This window comes from Hydrogenophaga borbori, from assembly GCF_003417535.1.
GTDB classification, from domain to species: domain Bacteria; phylum Pseudomonadota; class Gammaproteobacteria; order Burkholderiales; family Burkholderiaceae_C; genus Hydrogenophaga; species Hydrogenophaga borbori.
Genome location: NZ_QVLS01000001.1, coordinates 232,459 through 248,926 on the forward strand (window position 1 = coordinate 232,459; position 16,468 = coordinate 248,926).

Sequence of the window (16,468 nt, forward strand, 5' to 3'; positions counted from 1 at the left end):
CCGCTGGCATGGGTGTAGGCTGTGGCTCGGCACGGTGGTTGCTGGAGCGCTTGGCCATGAAAAACGCCGACATCAAGCAGTTGGCCCTGATGTGCGAACTGATCGATACGCAAAGCCTCAGCGAGGCAGCGGCCCGCCTGGGCATGACGCCGTCGGCCGCCAGCCAGTCCCTCAGCCGATTGCGCGCCGCGTTCGCGGAAGAGGTGTATGTGCGGCACGGCAATGCCTACCGGCTCACGTCCCACGGCGAGCGTGTGATCGGGGGCATTCGGACCATCGTCAAGCGCTGGCACGAGAGCCTGCAGGCCGTGCAGGGCTTCGACCCGTCCGAGAGCGCACTGCGGTTCAACGTGGCCTGCGTGGGCCACTCGGCCTTGCCCGATTTCGTGCGCCTGCAGGCCGATCTGCGCGAACAGGCGCCGCAGGCGCGGCTGGATCTGCAGGTGCCCCTGTACAACGCGGTCGACTTCCAGCTGCTGCGCGCGGGCCGGCTCGATGTGCTCTGCGCCAGCGCCCCGCCGCCGCTGGATGCGCGGGACATGCGCCATGAACTGCTCTGTTCGCACGCATTGACGCACGTGCTGCTGAGCAAGTCGCACCCTCGCGTGGGTGAGCGCATCAGCCTGGCGCAGTACCTGGCCGAGGAGCACCTGGTGGCGCACTACCGCAACCTCGACGCCACCTCGCGCAGCCCGCTGGACGCGGCCTTGCAGGCGCGGGGCGAGGTTCTGCGCCGCTCGACCTACGTGCAGTCCCTGTGGACCTGCCTGCAGTTGGTGTCGCGGGGCGACTTTCTCATGACGATGTCGGCCGACGGTGCCCGCGTGGTGGTGGCGCTGCTGAGCCAGGTGCGCAGCCTGCCGTTGCCCCCCGACTTTCCGGCGGTGCGCAGCGAGCTCTACATGATCTGGCATGAGCGAACCGATAGCAGCCGTCCTCACCAATGGCTGCGAGAACGCCTGCGGATGGTGTCGCGGGCCGCGGGCCGGTCGATGGAGGTGCCTGGGTGAATACCGAACGTCTCGGTGCGTCGCGCGTTGCGCGCGCCATCAACACGGCAGACATGCGCCAGATCGCGCTGATGGTGGCCTTGCTGGACGCGCAGAGCCTGAGCCAGGCCGCGGAGCGCATGGGCCTCACGCCGCCGGCGGCCAGCCAGTCGCTGCAGCGACTGCGCGAGTTCTTCGGCGACGAGCTCGTGCGGCGCCAGGGCATGGACTACGTGGCCACGCCCCTGGGGCAGGGCGTGCTGGCGTCCTTCCGGGAAATGGTGCATCTGTGGCAGGACGTCACCTCGGGCGCGCCCTTCGATCCCGCCAGCGGCGAGGCGCACCTGCGGGTCATGAGCGCCGAGGGCTTCACGCGGATCGACCTGAACGCCTGCTACAGCGCCATCGTCACCCTGGCGCCGCATGTGCGGCTCGACGTGCGCGAGCCCGACGCAGCCACGGGGGGCTATGCGGGGCTGCAAACCGCGAGCGCCGATGTCTTGCTGACCGCATGGCCGCCTCCCGAGGACGCACCGGATTTGCACGCCGAGCAATTGCCGGTGACCACGGCCACCCATTGCTGCCTCAGCGTGGCGCATCCGCGCATCGGCGACAGCTTGAGCCTGCAGCAATACCTGGCCGAGCACCACTTGTTGGCCTCGGTGACGATGCGCGTCACCGAGGCCGGCGGGCTGCCCATAGACCGCTGGCTCAAGAGCGTTGGCCTGCCCCCGCGGTCGTGCAGTGTGGTCTATCCCATCGATCGTCTGGCCCACATCTTGTCCACGACGGATCGCTTGGCTACGGTGGCGCCCATCGATGGAGCCGATCTGCGCCGACGCGCTCCGGGACTGAGGCTATTGCCCTTGCCGCCCGAACTGCCCCGGTCCTGGCGCCCGAACTACATGGTGTGGCACCACCGCACCCACCAAAGCCCGCCCCACCGCTGGCTGCGGGACCGATTGCGGGAACACGTGGCGCCGGATCCTGTGGTGGCGGCCTAGAAGCCGGCGCATGGAACGGCTGCTGTCAGCGCATGAGGCGGTAGAGCTCGTGCACGCGCAGCACGGCGATGGCCGGGCCTCGGGTCCTGACCATGAGGTCAAAGCACTCGAAGAACAATTGGCGCAGGGCTTCGGCGTCGGTGAGGGAGATCAGCGCCGCGTAGAGCGCTTGGTCCGAGGCCTCCAGGTAGTTCACGTAGTGGCCTACCGTCTGGACGACGATGCCGCGCGCGCGTTCCATGGCGTCGGCGGGAGATTCGTGCGGCGGGGTCGCTGGGCGGGGCGCTGTCTGCCAACGCGCCATCAGCATGTCGAGCATGGAAGCGGTCAGTTGCGACTCGGCAAAGGCGGCATGGCTCATGGTGGCTCCTGGATTCCAACGGCGGCCGGCAACCTGGTGGGCGGCGACTGGCCCCGGCTCGGCATGGACGCGAATCTAGGTGGCCCCCGTCACCCTGTCGATTTCGAAGTTCGCAAGGACGATTTAGCAGCGCTAAAAACCGGCCAGAACCGGCCCTATGAGGCCGTCAAAGTACTGCGCGGGCAGTAGGTCCGCGCCATTCGCCTGTGCCTCAGGTGCCGCTCAGGCTCAGAATCAACCCCTCGGGGGTATTTGGCGGGGCGGCGTGATCGGCCACCACCCAGGCGCGGCGGGGGTGCTCGGCGACCTCGGTCAGGCAGTCGGCCAGAAAACGGGCCGATGGGGCGTCCAGCGCGGCGAACGGCTGGTCGATGAGCGTGACGGGCGCGCCCGCCGCCAGCGCGGCGGTGAGCCAGACCTTGCGCCGGCTGCCCGTGGACAGCATGTACAGCGGCTTGTGCAGGTGCTCGGCCAGGCCGAAGCCGTCCACGAGATCGGCCAGGGCGGCGTCGCTCAGGCCCGGCCAATGCGCGCTCACGCCCTCCAGGTAGCCAGCGGCGGGCAGGGCGTCGTGGGCTTCGGTCTGGGGGTCGATCCAGAACACCTGGCGGCGGTAGGCCACCGGGTCCTCGTCGGCCCAGTGCCCAGCCGCCCACAGCCGCCCAGCCTGGGGCGTCTGGGCACCCGCGAGCAGCGACAGCAGGGTGCTTTTGCCACAGCCGTCGTCGCCGGTGACCCAGGTGAGGCCGGGGCCGAGTGCCAGCGAGAAGCCGTCGAACAGCGGCCGGCCGCCGGGCCAGGCGAAGCGCAGGTGTTCGGCGCGCAGCAGCGGGGTCATCTTGGGTCAGTAGGGCAGGCGCAGCCGCTGGCCCTGGTGAACGATGACCGCGCTGCGCGGGCCGATCGACTCCAGCTTGAGCCCCGGCACGATGTCCTGGCCTTCCTGCACCACCTGGCCGTCGACGATGAGCATGCGCAGCTTGGGGTTGTCGGCGTAGGTGCTGCCGCTGAGCTTGAGCGGCGGCAGGGCCGCCCGCGCGGCTGGGCCGAGCTCGTTCACGCGTGGCAGGTGGGTGTCGCCGCTGACGGTGGGAGCGGGCGTTGGCGCGGGCGTGGCCGGGGGCGGCGGCACGGGCGGGGTGGGTGGGCGCACCGGCGCGGCGGACGGAGCGGGCGGTGGCGGTTGCGGCGCCAGGATGGGCTGCACGGGCGCGGCCGGCGCCGGGGCAGGGGCCACGCCCATGCGGGGCGGCGGTGCCGGCGGCGGCTCGGGTTGGAACGCCGGTGCCGACGAGGGGGCCTGGGTCACCGGGCCGGGGGGCGGCGCCGAAGCGCCGTCGCGCATCAGCCACCAGGCGATGCCGGCGATGGCGGCCGCCAGCACACCGAGGCCGATCCACAGCGGGCCGCGCGAGGGCCGCGCGCCTCGCGCCGCCGGCGGTTCGGTGGTTCGCGAGGGCGGCACCTGGGTGTGCAGGCCCGGCACGCGACCGCGTTCGCGTTCGGCGTCGGCGCGGCGCAGGGCGTCGAGGATGTAGGACATCGGTGGCTCAGGAGCGCGGCAGCAGCCGGGGCTCATCCACCCCGCTGGCCAGGTTGATCTGCATGAAGGTCACCGGGCCCGCCGGGCCACCGGCGTCGATGCCCTGCGCGCGCTGGAAGGCCAGCAGGCGCGCCGCCAGGTCCTGGCCCGAGGCGGGCACCCGGCCGCTGGCCTGCAAGGCCGCGATGCGCTCGCCGAGCCAGCGGCCAGCCGGGCCGTCGCGGCCATCGGCCAGGCGGCCGGTGTGGCCGGGGGGCAGTCGCCACAGCGTGGCGTAGTCGCCGCGCCAGGCCTCGGCCAGTTCGGTCAGGGGCACGCGCCAGCGGCGCTCGCCGCGGGCCAGTACGGCGCTGTCCTCGCCCAGGGCGGTGAGCAGCAGCCGGCCGCTGTCGCCGCCGGGCAGGCGCAGGTTCAGGATGCCGGGGCGATCGAGCTGGCGCAGGCCATGCACGGTCATGCGTGTGGTGCGGTAGCACTGCAGCCCGCCAGCCAGGGCGTGTTCGCAGGGGTCGCCACCGTCGGCGAGCGCGGCGCCCCACAGTGGGGCCAGTTCGCGCCAGGCCTCGGCCTCATTGGCCAGCAGGGCATCGCCCGCGGGCCAGCCGGGGGTGGGGGCGGGATCGCGGGTCGTGGCGGGGTCGGGCGGGGCCGTGGGGCTGGTGGCGGGGTGGTCGGTGACGGCAGGGGCGACCGCGGCGGCGGCCACGGGAGCGGCCACTGGGGTGGCGGGCCCGGCGGCGGCCGGCGTGCCCGACCGCTGCAGCCAGAACCACAGCACCGCGGCGGCGACCAAGGCGCCCACGACGGCGCCGGCCAATGCGCCCAGGCCCGCGGTGCCCAGGCCGGCGGGTCGCGCGGCACCCATCGGACGGGCGCGCCGAGGCGGTGGTGGGGAGCCAGCGCTCTCGAACACCTCGCCGGCGGCCTTGTCGACCACCGGGCGCTCGACGCGGTTCTGCCCATTCGCGTAGGCGCCGAGCAGGGCGCGGTCGCACAGCAGGTTGATGCGGCGCGGCACACCGCGCGACAGCTCATGGATGCGCTCGATGGCGGCCGGGGAGAACGGCAGTGGGCCCTTGAGGCCAGCCACCTGCAGGCGGTGCTGGATGTACTGGCGCGTCTCGGCGGCGTCCAGGGCGTCGAGGTGGAAGCGCGCGATCACGCGCTGGGCCAACTGCTCCAGTTCGGGCCGCGCCACGATGCCGCGCAGCTCGGGCTGGCCAATGAGAATGATCTGCAGCAGCTTGCGCTCGCTGGTTTCCAGGTTGGTGAGCAGGCGCAGTTGCTCCAGTACGTGGGGCGTGAGGTTCTGCGCCTCGTCGATGATGAGCAGGTTTCGCTCGCCACGCGCGTGGCTGGCCAGCAGGAATTCGTTGAGCGGATCGAGGTGGTCGTGCACCGTGGCCGGGCCCAGGCCTTCGTGCTTGACCTCGATGCGGAACTCGCGGCAGATGGACTTGAGCAGGTCCGCGACCGTCAAGCGCGGATTGAAGATGTACGCGACGTTGCAGTTGTCGGGTACCTGCTCCAGGAAGCAGCGGCAGATGGTGGTCTTGCCGGCGCCGATCTCGCCGCTGAGCAGCACGAAGCCGCCACCGCCCCGCACGCCATAGAGCAGATGAGCGAGCGCTTCACGGTGGCGCTCGCTCATGAACAGGTAGCGGGGGTCGGGCGCGATCGAAAACGGGTCGCTCTGGAGCCCGAAAAACTCGGCGTACATGCCCCGAGCATACCGGGGCCCCCCGGGGCGGGCAAACCGCCCACCGGGGTTGGGCGCGACCTTAGGCCGCGAGCTGCATCGACGGCTTGGTGCCGGACGACGACGCCTTGGCCGCGCCGTTGGCGGCGCACTCGACGTCACCCGAAAGCTGGCCGCCTTCCTCGATGACGATCTTGCCGTAGCGGATGCGGCCGGTGACCTTGCCCGTGGCGTGGATCACCAGCTTCTGGCGCACCGTGAGGTTGCCGTCGATGGTGCCGTAGATCTCGGCCAGGTCGACCTCGCAAGAGCCCTTGAAGGCGCCTTGCTGCGCGATCTGGATCACGCGCGAGTCCATGGTCGCCTCGACCGTGCCCTCGACCACCAGCGTGTCGCAGTCGGTGATCTCCACGCCCTTGAGCTTGATGTTCGGCCCGACGGTGAGCTTGCTGCCGCCTTCGGGGGTGGTGGGCGTGGCGCTGGTGCTGGGTTTCACTTCGGTCTCCTGGGCGGCCACCGGGGCGCTGGTGCTGGCGGAGGTTTGTGATTGACCGTAAGCCGTGTTGCGCGGTGTGGCCATGCCGCCGCTGCCCAGAGGGCGGGAAGGCTCGTTGTCGCGTTTGCCGAAGTGCAGTGCCATGGGTTTCTCCTGAGGTGTAGTGGGCAGAAGTCCCCATGCTAGGGAGCATGGCCCTTACATTCGCGCCTGTCCCGTAAGAGCTGTGTCGAGATGAACGGACGACCAGCGGTTCTCAGCGGTTGGTACGCCGGCGATCCTCCATCTCGCGGATCAGCGCTCGGGCTTCATCGCCTTCTGGAATGGGTCGGCCGCTGTCGCGCCACTGCACGGCGGCCTTGAAGCCCTGGTCTTGCGCATAGCGGCGGAACCACAGGCCTTCGGGGTTGTGGCGCGTGATGCCGTCGAACAGCGTGGCCAAGGATTGCGTCTGCTCCAGTCCCATGGTGAGCAGCACCTGGTTGACCACCATCTTGTGCATGGCCAGGTGCGAGCGCGGCACGCCCGCGATGCGCTCGGCCAGGGCCAAGGCGCGCGTCTCCAGCTGGTCGAGCGGCACGGCTTCGTTGGCCAGGCCCCAATCGGCGGCGGTGCGGCCATCGATCAGGTCACCGGTGAACATGAGCTGCTTGGCGCGCGTGGGCCCCAGGCGGTAGGTCCACATGGCCGTGGTGGGGCAGCCCCACACGCGCGTGGGCATGTAGCCGATGCGCGCGTCCTCGGCCATCACCAGCAGGTCGCAGCACAAGGCGATGTCGCTGCCGCCGGCCACGGCCGCGCCATGGACCTTGGCGATGGTGGGCTTGGGGCTGCGCCACAGGCTCATGAAGTCCTCGGTGTTGCGCTTCATGAAGGCGTAGTCGTCGAGGGGGTCCCAGGGGTGGCGCTCCTGCTGACAGGGGTGGTCGATGTCGCCTTCGCCGAAGTGAGAGAGGTCGTAGCCGCCGCAGAAGCCCTTGCCCGCTCCCTCGACCAGGATGACATGCACGTCGTCGTTGGCGTTGGCCCATTCCACCGCCGCGCGGAGCTCGCGCGGAGTGTCGTCGTTGATGGCATTGAGTCGTTCAGGGCGGTTGAGCAGCAGGCGCGCCACGCGCGGGTTCCTGGGATCCTGGTCGATGCGCAGGGTGTTGAAGTTCGGCATGGCTGTCTCCTTCGTTGGTGTGAAAACCATCTTATCGACGGGTGGTTGTGGCGCGGAGTCGCGGAGGCGATACAGTTGCGTGCGCAACTAAATGGGTGAACCGTTCATGGACCAGATAACCGAAGAACACGTTCCGGTGCTCATCGCCGGTGGCGGCCCGGTGGGCCTCACGCTGGCCGCGCTGCTGTCGCGCCAGGGCATCCGCAGCCAGGTGATCGAGGCCGACGAGGGCTATTGCACCGGCAGCCGCGCCATCTGCATCTCGCGCCGCTCGCAGGAGATCCTGGGCTGGGTGGGCGCCGACGCGCCGCTGGTGGCCAAGGGCCTGGGCTGGACCGCCGGTCGCAGCCATTTCCGCCAGAGCGAGGTGTTGCGTTTCGAGATGCCCAGCGAGCCCACGCAGCGCTTCGCGCCCATGGTGAACATCCAGCAGTTCTATGTCGAGGAATACGCGCACCGCGCCATCGACGAAGGGGGCGTCGATGGCACGACCGTGCGCTGGGGCGAGCGTGTGCAGCGCGTTCAGGCGCGCGAGCGCGACGTGCTGGTCGACATCGAGTCGCCGCGCGGCTACCGGCGCGTGCGCGCCGACTGGCTGCTGGCCTGCGACGGTGGGCGCAGCGCCGTGCGCGAGCAGCTGAACCTGCAGTTGGAGGGCACGCAATACGAGGGCCGCTACGTCATCGTCGACATCCGCCAGAAGACGCAGCGCCCGGTGGAGCGCCTGGCCTGGTTCGACCCGCCGTCCAACCCTGGCTCCACCATCCTCATGCACCGCCAGCCCGACGACGTCTGGCGCATCGACTACCAGATCCGCGACGACGAAGACCCGGCCGAGGCGGTCAAGCCGGAGAACGTATTGCCACGCGTGCGCAGCCACCTCGAGATGATCGGCGAGACCGAGCCCTGGGAGCCGCTGTGGATCTCGATCTACAACGCCAAGTGCCTCACGCTGCCCAGCTACCGCCATGGCCGTGTGTTCTTCGCGGGCGACGCCGCCCACCTGGTGCCCATCTTCGGCGTGCGCGGGCTCAACTCCGGCCTCGACGACGCCGGCAACCTGGCCTGGAAGCTGGCCCGCGTGGTGCGCGGCACTTCGCCCGAGGCGCTGCTCGACAGCTACAGCGTGGAGCGCGTGCATGCCACGCGCGAGAACATCGCCTATGGCGCCAAGAGCACCGAATTCATGGCGCCGCCCGATTTCGCCTTTCGCCTGATGCGCGAGGCCGCGCTGCGCCTCGCGCTGGACGACGAGGCCGTTCGCCCCTTGATCAACCCACGCCAGTCCTCGGCCATCCAGTACCTGGGCTCGCCGCTCAACGCTGGCGAGTCTGGCGAATGGGCGAGCGCGCAGGCCATGCCCGGCGCCCCCGCGCCAGAGGCCTTGCTGCGCGACGCGCACGGCCACGCCTTTCACCTCAGCAGCCGTTTCGGTCGTGGCTTCGTGGCGCTGGTGTTCAACGGCCCACCCGAGGGCGGCTTGCCGCGCGACGTGGAGGCCCTGCCCATCCACCCCACAGCCGACCCGCACGGCCAGGCCTGGCGGCGCTATGGTCTGCCGGCCGGTACCGAGCCCGCCCTGGTGCTGGTGCGTCCCGACGGCTACGTGATGGGCCGCTGGCGCGGCTTGGACACCGCGCCATTGCGTGCGGCCCTGCAATCCTCTGGAGTCCTCGAATGACCGATGCCGATCTCGACACGAGCTATACCGCGCTGTGCCGCGCCCTGGGCGAGGTGGGTGAACAGCAGGCCCCGCTGCTGCTGGCCATGCTGAGCCTGTCGCTGCTGGGCCGGCTGGACAGCGCCGCGCAGGCCCTGCCCCTGATCGAGCGGGCGCGCGAACGCTGCCTGCAGGAGCCTTTGCATGGACGCTGACGCCAAGCCGCTGCCGCTGGAGCAGCAACTGAGCTGGCGCCTGCACCGCCTGGGCAAGCTCACCGATGCCGCGACCGCCGCCGCCTACGCGGGCGAATTGGGCCTGGGCGTGGCCGAAGCGCGCGCCCTGGCCGCGATCGGCGCCTTCGAACCGCTGTCGGTGAACGACCTGGCCGCGCACGCCCACCTGGACAAGGCGCAGGCCAGCCGCGCCGCGCAGATGCTGGTGGAGCGCGGCAGCGTCATCAAGGCGCCCAGCGAGACCGACGCGCGCGCCGTGGTCTTGCGCCTGTCGCGCCCGGGGCGTGCACTGCACGCGCGCGCGCTGCGCCTGATCGACCGCCGCAACCGCGAAATCATGGGCTGCCTGGGGGCGGCCGAGCGGCGGCAGTTGCTCGGCTTGGTGGACCGGCTGATCGCGCACGCGGTGCCGCGCCGCCCGGGGGGCTCCGGAGGCGATACACCTTGATACGCGCATCGTCGCTATAACGCCCCTCATGAAACGCAACCCTTTTGCTCCCACGGATTTCGGTGCCGATTCGCTTGAAGTGCGGGTGTCCGAGTTGTTGGTGGCCACGTCCGACCAGACCGACGCGGAATTGGACGCGGCCATCGGCGAGGTGCTGCGCCTGCTTCGCGAGCGCCTGCAGATGGACGTGGTCTTCGTCTCCGAATTCGTCAATGGCCGGCGCGTGTTCCGCCAGGTGGCCCAAGCGCCCGGCGTGGGCGTGATCGCCGAAGGCGAGGGCGCGTGGCTGGAGGAGAGCTGGTGCCAGCGCGTGGTCGACGGCCGACTGCCGCAGTACATCGCCGACGCGAAGCGCGATCCCGCCGCATCGCCGCTGCTCAAGGACCTGCCGTTTCCCATCGGCACCCACATCAGCACGCCGCTGGTGCTGTCCAGCGGCGAGGTCTACGGCACGCTGTGCTGCTTCAGCTTCGAGGCCCATGGCCGGCCCAACCCCGAGGACCTGGCCAAACTCAAGCTCACCGCGCGGCTGGCCGCGCAGCGGCTGGAGACCCGGCGCCAGGCACGGCCGATGCCGGCCAGCGTGCCCGACTGGACGCTCAAGTCCCGCTAGGCGGGATGGCCCGCGGGCAGCGGGAAAAGGGGGGCGCCGGTAAAATCGTGTCCTTCGCCCCGCTGCGCCCGCCATGGGTTCGCGCCCACCCATGAACGCTCCCATCGACGTCTCCCTCTTCGCGCGCAACGCCAAGCCGCTCACCAGCTACCGGCCCTACTGGGCCAAGCGCTTAGGCACCGCGCCCTTCCTGCCCATGAGCCGGGCCGAGATGGACGCGCTCGGCTGGGACAGCTGCGACGTCATCATCGTCACCGGCGACGCCTACGTGGACCACCCCAGCTTCGGCATGGCGGTCATCGGCCGCGTGCTCGAGGCGCAGGGCTTTCGCGTGGGCATCATCGCCCAGCCCGACTGGCAGAGTGCCGAGCCTTTCAAGGCCCTCGGCAAACCGAACCTGTTCTGGGGCGTGACGGCCGGCAACATGGATTCCATGATCAACCGGTACACCGCCGACCGGAAGATCCGCAGCGACGACGCCTACACGCCCGGCGATGCGGGCGGCAAGCGCCCCGATCGCGCCGCCATCGTCTACAGCCAACGCTGCCGCGAGGCGTACAAGGATGTGCCCATCGTGCTCGGTGGCATCGAAGGCAGCCTGCGCCGTATCGCGCATTACGACTACTGGAGCGACAAGGTGCGCCGCTCGGTGGTGGTGGACAGCAAGTGCGATCTGCTGCTCTATGGCAACGCCGAACGCGCGCTGGTCGAGGTGGCGCACCGGCTCGCGGCGCGCGAGCCCATCGAGCGCATCACCGACGTGCGGGGCACGGCCTTCGTGCGCCGCCCGGGGGATCCGTCGGCCGAGGGCTGGTTCGAGATCGATTCCAGCGAGGTGGACCAGCCCGGTCCGGTAGACGCGCACATCAACCCTTACCAGACCACGAGCGAGCAGGCGCAGTCGGCGGGCCAATCGTGCGCGAAGGACGAGGCCGCGCAAGCGCCGGCGACGCAGGGCGCCTCGATCCAACCGCTGAACTTCGTGCCCAACCCCGCGCTGCAGGGCAAGGCCAAGCGCCCGCCGCGCGATCGCAGCGTGATCCGCCTGCCCAGCTACGAACAGGTCAAGAGCGACGCCGTGCTCTACGCCCACGCCAACCGCGTGCTGCACGTGGAGGCCAACCCGGGCAACGCGCGCGCCCTGGTGCAGGCGCACGGCGAGGGGGCGACCGCGCGCGATGTCTGGATCAACCCGCCGCCCATTCCGCTGACCACGGCCGAGATGGACCACGTGTTCGACCTGCCGTACGCGCGCAGCCCGCACCCGGCCTATGCCGACGCGCAGGGCCGCCACGACGGTGAAACCAAGATCCCGGCGTGGGAGATGATCCGCTTCAGCGTGAACATCATGCGCGGCTGCTTCGGTGGCTGCACCTTCTGCTCCATCACCGAGCACGAGGGCCGCATCATCCAGAGCCGCTCCCAGGCCTCCATCCTGAAAGAGGTCGAGGAGATCCGCGACAAGGTCGAGGGCTTCACCGGCGTCATCAGCGACCTCGGCGGCCCCACGGCCAACATGTACCGCCTGGGCTGCGCCAGCCCCGAGATCGAGGCCGCCTGCCGCAAGCCCAGCTGCGTCTATCCCGGCATCTGCCAGAACCTCACGACCGACCACGGGCCGCTGGTGCGCATCTACCGCCGCGCGCGGGCGCTGCCGGGCATCAAGAAGATCCTCATCGGCTCGGGCCTGCGCTACGACCTCGCGATCAAGAGCCCCGAGTACGTGAAGGAACTGGTGCAGCACCATGTGGGTGGCTACCTGAAGATCGCGCCCGAGCATACCGAGACCGGCCCGCTGTCGAAGATGATGAAGCCCGGCATCGGCAGCTACGACCGCTTCAAGCAGATGTTCGAGAAGTACAGCGAGGAAGCGGGCAAGAAGCAATTCCTCATCCCGTACTTCATCGCCGCGCACCCGGGCACCAGCGACGAGGACATGATGAACCTCGCGCTGTGGCTCAAGAAGAATGGCTTTCGCGCCGACCAGGTGCAGACCTTCTACCCCAGCCCCATGGCCACCGCCACGGCCATGTACCACTCGGGCCTGAACCCGCTCAAGGGCATTCACCGCGACGAACGCGGCGAGCGCGTGGACATCGTGCGCGGCGAGAAGCGCCGCCGCCTGCACAAGGCCTTCCTGCGCTACCACGACCCCAACAACTGGCCGCTGCTGCGCGAGGCGCTCAAGGCCATGGGCCGCGCCGACCTCATCGGCAACGGCAAGCACCACCTCATCCCCACGTTCCAGCCGCTCACCGACGGCGGCTACCAGAGCGCGCGGCGCAAGAACAGCACGCCCACCGCCCGCGCGCCAGCCGCGGCGCCCGCGCCGCGCAAGGGGCAGATGCTGACGCAGCACACCGGCCTGCCGCCGCGCGCCGGCATCGGCGCGGCGCGGCGGCCCAAGCCACGCTGAAGGCGCTCAGGCGTTCAGGCGCCGCCGCCGGCGAACAGCGGCCAGGCCACCCAGACCAGCAGGGCGACCACGTTGAACACGGCGCAGGCCACGAAGGTCTGCTGGAAGGGCCTGTCGTCCAGGCGGTGTCGAAGCGACTGCCGGGCCAGCCAGGCCGCTGGCCAGCCGCCCAGCGCGGCCGCCGCGTGCAGCAGTGCCAGGGGCCAGGGCGCACCGCCCTCCGTCATCACGTGCTGGTCGCGCCAGTACAGGAAGAAGGTGGCGATGTTCACCAGCACCACACCGGTGAGCACCACCCAGGGAAGGCGGCCGGCGGCGACGCCGATGAGCCACAGCAGCAGCCAGCCGCCCAGCAGGCCCAGGGCCACCCGGGTCTGGCGGCGCTGCGCGCGTTCCTCGCGCCAGCGCTGGGCCTTGGACGTGCCGGCCGGCGCCAGCACCAGCTCGGGCGCCGGCCCGCTGGGGGCGCCGGCCTCGCGCAGCGGCGGCGGGGGCGGCAACTTGATCGACAGCGCGCGCGGCCCCTTGCCGCCGACCACGATCTCCTCATACACCACCGCCGTGCCCGGCACGATGGGGTGTGGGCCTTCGTAGTCGCGCAGGTGGAAGTACACCTCGGCGGCGGTGTCGGGACTGCGGATGAAACCGGACGCGCGCTCGGCGTCCCAGTGGACGATGGTGCCTTGCTTCCTCATGGCCTCAGGCCAGCGTGTGCATCGGGATGTCGCGCTCGACCGCCAGCCGATCCAGTTGCGCGCGCGTGCGACCCGCCAGAAAGCGCGCGATGGCTTCGTGCGTGGCGGGTGCGAACAGGGTCTTCATCCGCTGGCCGTCGGCCACGCCCGCCGCCTCGCACAGCGCGGCGGCGAAGTGCGGCTCCAGCGCGGCCACGGCCACGCGCCCGTCCTTGCAGGGGTAGACGCGGTAGCCCGCGTGGGCGCCACCCACCGCCCCCGTCGGCTGGGTCAGGCCCCAGCTGCGCGGCAGCGCGAGCCAGGCGGCGGCGTCGGACAGGGCCACCTCATGGGCGCTGCCGCGCCCCGTGGAGCGCAGCAGCAGCACGGCCTTGAGCACCGCCTCGGCGGCCATCAGCGCGCCGCCCATGTCGGCGAACAGCGTGGCCGGCAGGTCCAGGCCGGTCACCAGGCCGGCGTCGGCCAGGTAGGTGAGGTCGTGGCCAGGCTCCTCGGCGCGTTCGCCGGGCGCGCCCACGATGCTCACCATGGCCAGCGCCGGGTAGCGCTTGCGCAGCGCCGGCCACGACAGGCCCAGCTTGGCCAGGGCCGAGGGGCGGAACGAGGTCAGCAGCACGTCGGTGCGCAGCAGCTGCTTGTGCAGCGCGGCCTGGCCGGCCTCGGTCTTGAGGTCGGCGGTCAGCCGCTTCACGCCCTCGTGCATGCGCGCGTAGGCCGGGGGGTTGTACTGGCCCATGGGGTCGCCGCTGGTGCCCTCGCGCGCGGGCGGTTCCAGCTTGGTGCAGGCCGCGCCCAGGGCGCGCAGCCGCATGAGGGCGGCTGGACCGGGCAGATTGAGCGCGAGGCTGAGCACGCGCACGCCGCGCAGGGGCTGAGGGCTTCGGGTGGTGGGCATAGAACAGTGGCCGCAGGTCGGTTGACGGTGCGGCCACTGTAACGCCGGCGATGGCCCGACCCCGAGGCACCGCGGCACCGGCTGGGCCGGGCCGCGCAGGCGTCGCCCCTGGAGGGGGCTCGCGAAGCCCGGCGGGCGTGGGGTCTACTTCTGGCCGAAGTCTAGCGGCAGGCCCACGTAGTTTTCCGCGAGCGAGCGCGACATGGCCTCGGAGTTCACCAGGTACTCCAGCTCGGCTTCCTGCACCTTCTGGCCAAAGCCGCCGGTGTCGGGGAAGCGGTGCATCAGCGAGGTGAGCCACCAGCTGAAGCGCTCGGCGCGCCACACGCGCGCCAGCGCGCGCTGCGAGTAGTGGTCGATGCCGGCGTCGCTTTTCTCGCGGTAGTGCTCGATGAAGGCGGTGGAGAGGTACTTCACGTCGCTGGCCGCCAGGTTCAGGCCCTTGGCGCCCGTGGGCGGCACGATGTGCGCGGCGTCGCCCGCCAGGAACAGGCGGCCGAAGCGCATGGGCTCGGCGACGAAGCTGCGCAGCGGTGCGATGCTCTTTTCGATGCTGGGGCCGGTGACGATGGCCTCGGCCATGGCCGGGTCGAGGCGGCGGCGCAGCTCGTCCCAGAAGCGGTCGTCGCTCCACTGCTCGACCTTGTCGTCGATGGGGCACTGCACGTAGTAGCGGCTGCGCGTGAGGCTGCGCATGGAGCACAGGCCGAAGCCGCGCTCGCTGTTGGCGTACACCACCGCGTGCGGCGACACCGGCGGCACGTCGGCCAGCACGCCGATCCAGCCGAAGGGGTAAACCTTCTCGTATTCGGTGATCGAGTCCTGCACGCTGGCGCGGCAGACGCCGTGAAAGCCATCGCAGCCGGCAATGAAGTCGCACTGCAGTTCGTGCGTCTGGCCGTCTTTCTCGTAGCGTACGCTGGGCTTGGCGCCGTCGAAGCCGTGGACGCTGACGTTGGCGGCGTTGTAGACGGTGGGCAGGCCGGCGGCCTGGCGCGCGTCCATCAGGTCGCGCGTGATCTCGGTCTGCCCGTAGGCCGTGACCACCTTGCCTTGGGTGAGGCCAGTCACGTCGATCGGGTGGCGCGTGTTCTTGTAGACCAGCTCGATGCTGTGGTGCACGGTGCCTTCCTTGGCCACGCGCTCGCCCACGCCGGCCTCGTGCAGCAGGTCGACCATGATCTGCTCCAGGATGCCGGCGCGGATGCGGCCCAGCACGTAGTCGGGGCTCTGGCGTTCGATGATGACGTTGTCGATGCCGGCCTTGTGCAGCAGCTGGCCGAGCAACAGCCCCGAGGGGCCGGCGCCGATGATGGCGACCTGAGTTCGCATGGGTCTTGTCTCCGGGGAACGGGCGAAACCCGCAGGCTAGGGCGCCGCTGCGCCCGCCACAAGCACCGCTGGCGGGCATTGCGCGATCATCGCGCGCTTTGTGCGATCATCGCGCACTTCCTGGAGCGCCCCGCCATGCCCGACCCGACCATCGCCAAGGCCGACTTCATCGAGGGCATGGCCAAGGGCCTGGCCGTGCTCGAGAGTTTCGACACCGAGCGCCAGCGCTTGAACGCCACGCAGGCGGCCGAGCGCGCCGGCCTCACGCGCGCGGCCGCGCGGCGGCACCTGCTCACCCTGGCCCACCTGGGCTACCTGGACACCGACGGCAGCCACTACTGGCTCTCGCCCAAGGTGCTGCGCTTTTCGGGCAGCTACCTGTCTTCGGCGCGCCTGCCGCGCCTGGTGCAGCCCACGCTGAACCGCCTGGCCTCGGCCACGCGCGAGTCGTTTTCGGCGGTGGTGCTGGACGGCGACGAGGTGGTGATCGTGGCGCGCAGCGCCGCACCGGGCGCGCCGCGCCTTATGCCCTATGGCCTGCACCTGGGCTCGCGCATGCCGGCGCACGCCACCTCCACCGGGCGGGTGCTGCTGGCGGCGCTGCCGCGCACAGCCTTCACGTCCTGGCTCAAGGGCCGGTCGCTGCCGCGCCTGACGCCGCGCACCACGGACGAGCCCAAGGCCTTCCGCGCGGTGATCGACACCGTGCGCCGCGACGACTTCGCGATCGCGAGCGAGGAGCACGAAATCGGCGTGATTGCGCTCGCCGTGCCGTTGCGCAACATGAAAGGCGAGACCCTGGCCGCGCTCAACGTGGTGGTGTCGCCGGGCCGCATGGACGCAGCCGGCCTGCGGCGCGAGCTGCTGCCGGTGCTCATGGACGCCGCGCGCGAGCTGCGGCCGCTGCTCTAGGCGG

At 70.7% G+C, this 16,468-nt stretch carries 17 protein-coding genes; 8 read left to right on the plus strand and 9 right to left on the minus strand.

The annotated features are described in order from the left end of the window. Positions 1–56: 56 nt before the first annotated feature. Both DY262_RS01105 and DY262_RS01110 read left to right on the plus strand, forming a co-directional pair. On the plus strand, positions 57–1,010 hold the full coding sequence (locus DY262_RS01105; protein ID WP_181936369.1) for a LysR family transcriptional regulator: 954 nt from the start codon (positions 57–59) through the stop codon (positions 1,008–1,010). Beyond that, positions 1,007–1,993 carry a LysR family transcriptional regulator gene (locus tag DY262_RS01110; protein ID WP_181936370.1) on the plus strand — a complete coding sequence of 329 codons (987 nt, stop codon included), beginning with the start codon at positions 1,007–1,009 and terminating at the stop codon, positions 1,991–1,993. The genes DY262_RS01105 and DY262_RS01110 overlap by 4 nt, the downstream gene beginning before the upstream one ends. A gap of 25 nt (positions 1,994–2,018) precedes the next feature. Here the strand turns inward: DY262_RS01110 and DY262_RS01115 are convergent, their stop codons facing one another. The 6 genes from DY262_RS01115 to DY262_RS01140 form a co-directional block, all read right to left on the minus strand. After that, positions 2,019–2,354, minus strand: coding sequence for a hypothetical protein (locus DY262_RS01115; RefSeq protein ID WP_116957156.1), 336 nt, complete (start codon positions 2,352–2,354; stop codon positions 2,019–2,021). 211 nt (positions 2,355–2,565) lie between these two features. Further along, positions 2,566–3,192 (minus strand): ABC transporter ATP-binding protein, encoded by a 627-nt coding sequence (locus DY262_RS01120; protein ID WP_116957157.1) that lies wholly within the window; start codon positions 3,190–3,192, stop codon positions 2,566–2,568. A 6-nt stretch (positions 3,193–3,198) separates the two neighbouring features. Then, positions 3,199–3,897 (minus strand): general secretion pathway protein GspB, encoded by a 699-nt coding sequence (locus DY262_RS22115; RefSeq protein ID WP_116957158.1) that lies wholly within the window; start codon positions 3,895–3,897, stop codon positions 3,199–3,201. A 7-nt stretch (positions 3,898–3,904) separates the two neighbouring features. Next, positions 3,905–5,617 (minus strand): ExeA family protein, encoded by a 1,713-nt coding sequence (locus tag DY262_RS01130; protein WP_116957159.1) that lies wholly within the window; start codon positions 5,615–5,617, stop codon positions 3,905–3,907. A 61-nt stretch (positions 5,618–5,678) separates the two neighbouring features. Continuing rightward, on the minus strand, positions 5,679–6,236 hold the full coding sequence (locus tag DY262_RS01135) for a bactofilin family protein (RefSeq protein WP_116957160.1): 558 nt from the start codon (positions 6,234–6,236) through the stop codon (positions 5,679–5,681). Positions 6,237–6,348: 112 nt separating this feature from the next. Continuing rightward, positions 6,349–7,257, minus strand: coding sequence for a crotonase/enoyl-CoA hydratase family protein (locus DY262_RS01140; RefSeq protein ID WP_116957161.1), 909 nt, complete (start codon positions 7,255–7,257; stop codon positions 6,349–6,351). Between the two features lie 106 nt (positions 7,258–7,363). Here DY262_RS01140 and DY262_RS01145 point away from each other — a divergent pair, with 106 nt between their 5' ends. From DY262_RS01145 to DY262_RS01165, 5 genes are all read left to right on the plus strand, one after another. Beyond that, complete coding sequence (locus tag DY262_RS01145; RefSeq protein WP_116957529.1) at positions 7,364–8,938, plus strand: FAD-dependent monooxygenase; 1,575 nt, start codon at positions 7,364–7,366, stop codon at positions 8,936–8,938. Continuing rightward, positions 8,935–9,132: a hypothetical protein gene (locus DY262_RS01150; protein ID WP_116957162.1), complete on the plus strand. Its 198-nt coding sequence runs from the start codon at positions 8,935–8,937 to the stop codon at positions 9,130–9,132. Before DY262_RS01145 ends, DY262_RS01150 begins: the two co-directional genes overlap by 4 nt. Next, on the plus strand, positions 9,122–9,601 hold the full coding sequence (locus DY262_RS01155; protein WP_116957163.1) for a MarR family winged helix-turn-helix transcriptional regulator: 480 nt from the start codon (positions 9,122–9,124) through the stop codon (positions 9,599–9,601). Before DY262_RS01150 ends, DY262_RS01155 begins: the two co-directional genes overlap by 11 nt. A gap of 28 nt (positions 9,602–9,629) precedes the next feature. Next, positions 9,630–10,214, plus strand: a complete 585-nt coding sequence (locus DY262_RS01160) for a GAF domain-containing protein (RefSeq protein ID WP_116957164.1) — start codon at positions 9,630–9,632, stop codon at positions 10,212–10,214. Between the two features lie 91 nt (positions 10,215–10,305). Further along, a complete protein-coding gene (locus tag DY262_RS01165; RefSeq protein WP_116957165.1) occupies positions 10,306–12,630 on the plus strand; it encodes a YgiQ family radical SAM protein in 2,325 nt (774 codons plus the stop codon). A 14-nt stretch (positions 12,631–12,644) separates the two neighbouring features. Here the strand turns inward: DY262_RS01165 and DY262_RS01170 are convergent, their stop codons facing one another. From DY262_RS01170 to pobA, 3 genes are all read right to left on the minus strand, one after another. Beyond that, entirely contained in the window at positions 12,645–13,325 is a 681-nt protein-coding gene (locus DY262_RS01170) for a DUF1294 domain-containing protein (protein WP_116957166.1), read from the minus strand. Positions 13,326–13,329: 4 nt separating this feature from the next. Then, positions 13,330–14,220 carry a CoA transferase gene (locus DY262_RS01175; RefSeq protein ID WP_116957167.1) on the minus strand — a complete coding sequence of 297 codons (891 nt, stop codon included), beginning with the start codon at positions 14,218–14,220 and terminating at the stop codon, positions 13,330–13,332. A 144-nt stretch (positions 14,221–14,364) separates the two neighbouring features. Beyond that, positions 14,365–15,552: a 4-hydroxybenzoate 3-monooxygenase gene (pobA, locus tag DY262_RS01180; RefSeq protein WP_116957168.1), complete on the minus strand. Its 1,188-nt coding sequence runs from the start codon at positions 15,550–15,552 to the stop codon at positions 14,365–14,367. A 135-nt stretch (positions 15,553–15,687) separates the two neighbouring features. Between pobA and DY262_RS01185 the strand changes: the two genes are divergently transcribed. After that, positions 15,688–16,464, plus strand: coding sequence for an IclR family transcriptional regulator domain-containing protein (locus DY262_RS01185; protein WP_116957169.1), 777 nt, complete (start codon positions 15,688–15,690; stop codon positions 16,462–16,464). Positions 16,465–16,468 lie beyond the last annotated feature (4 nt).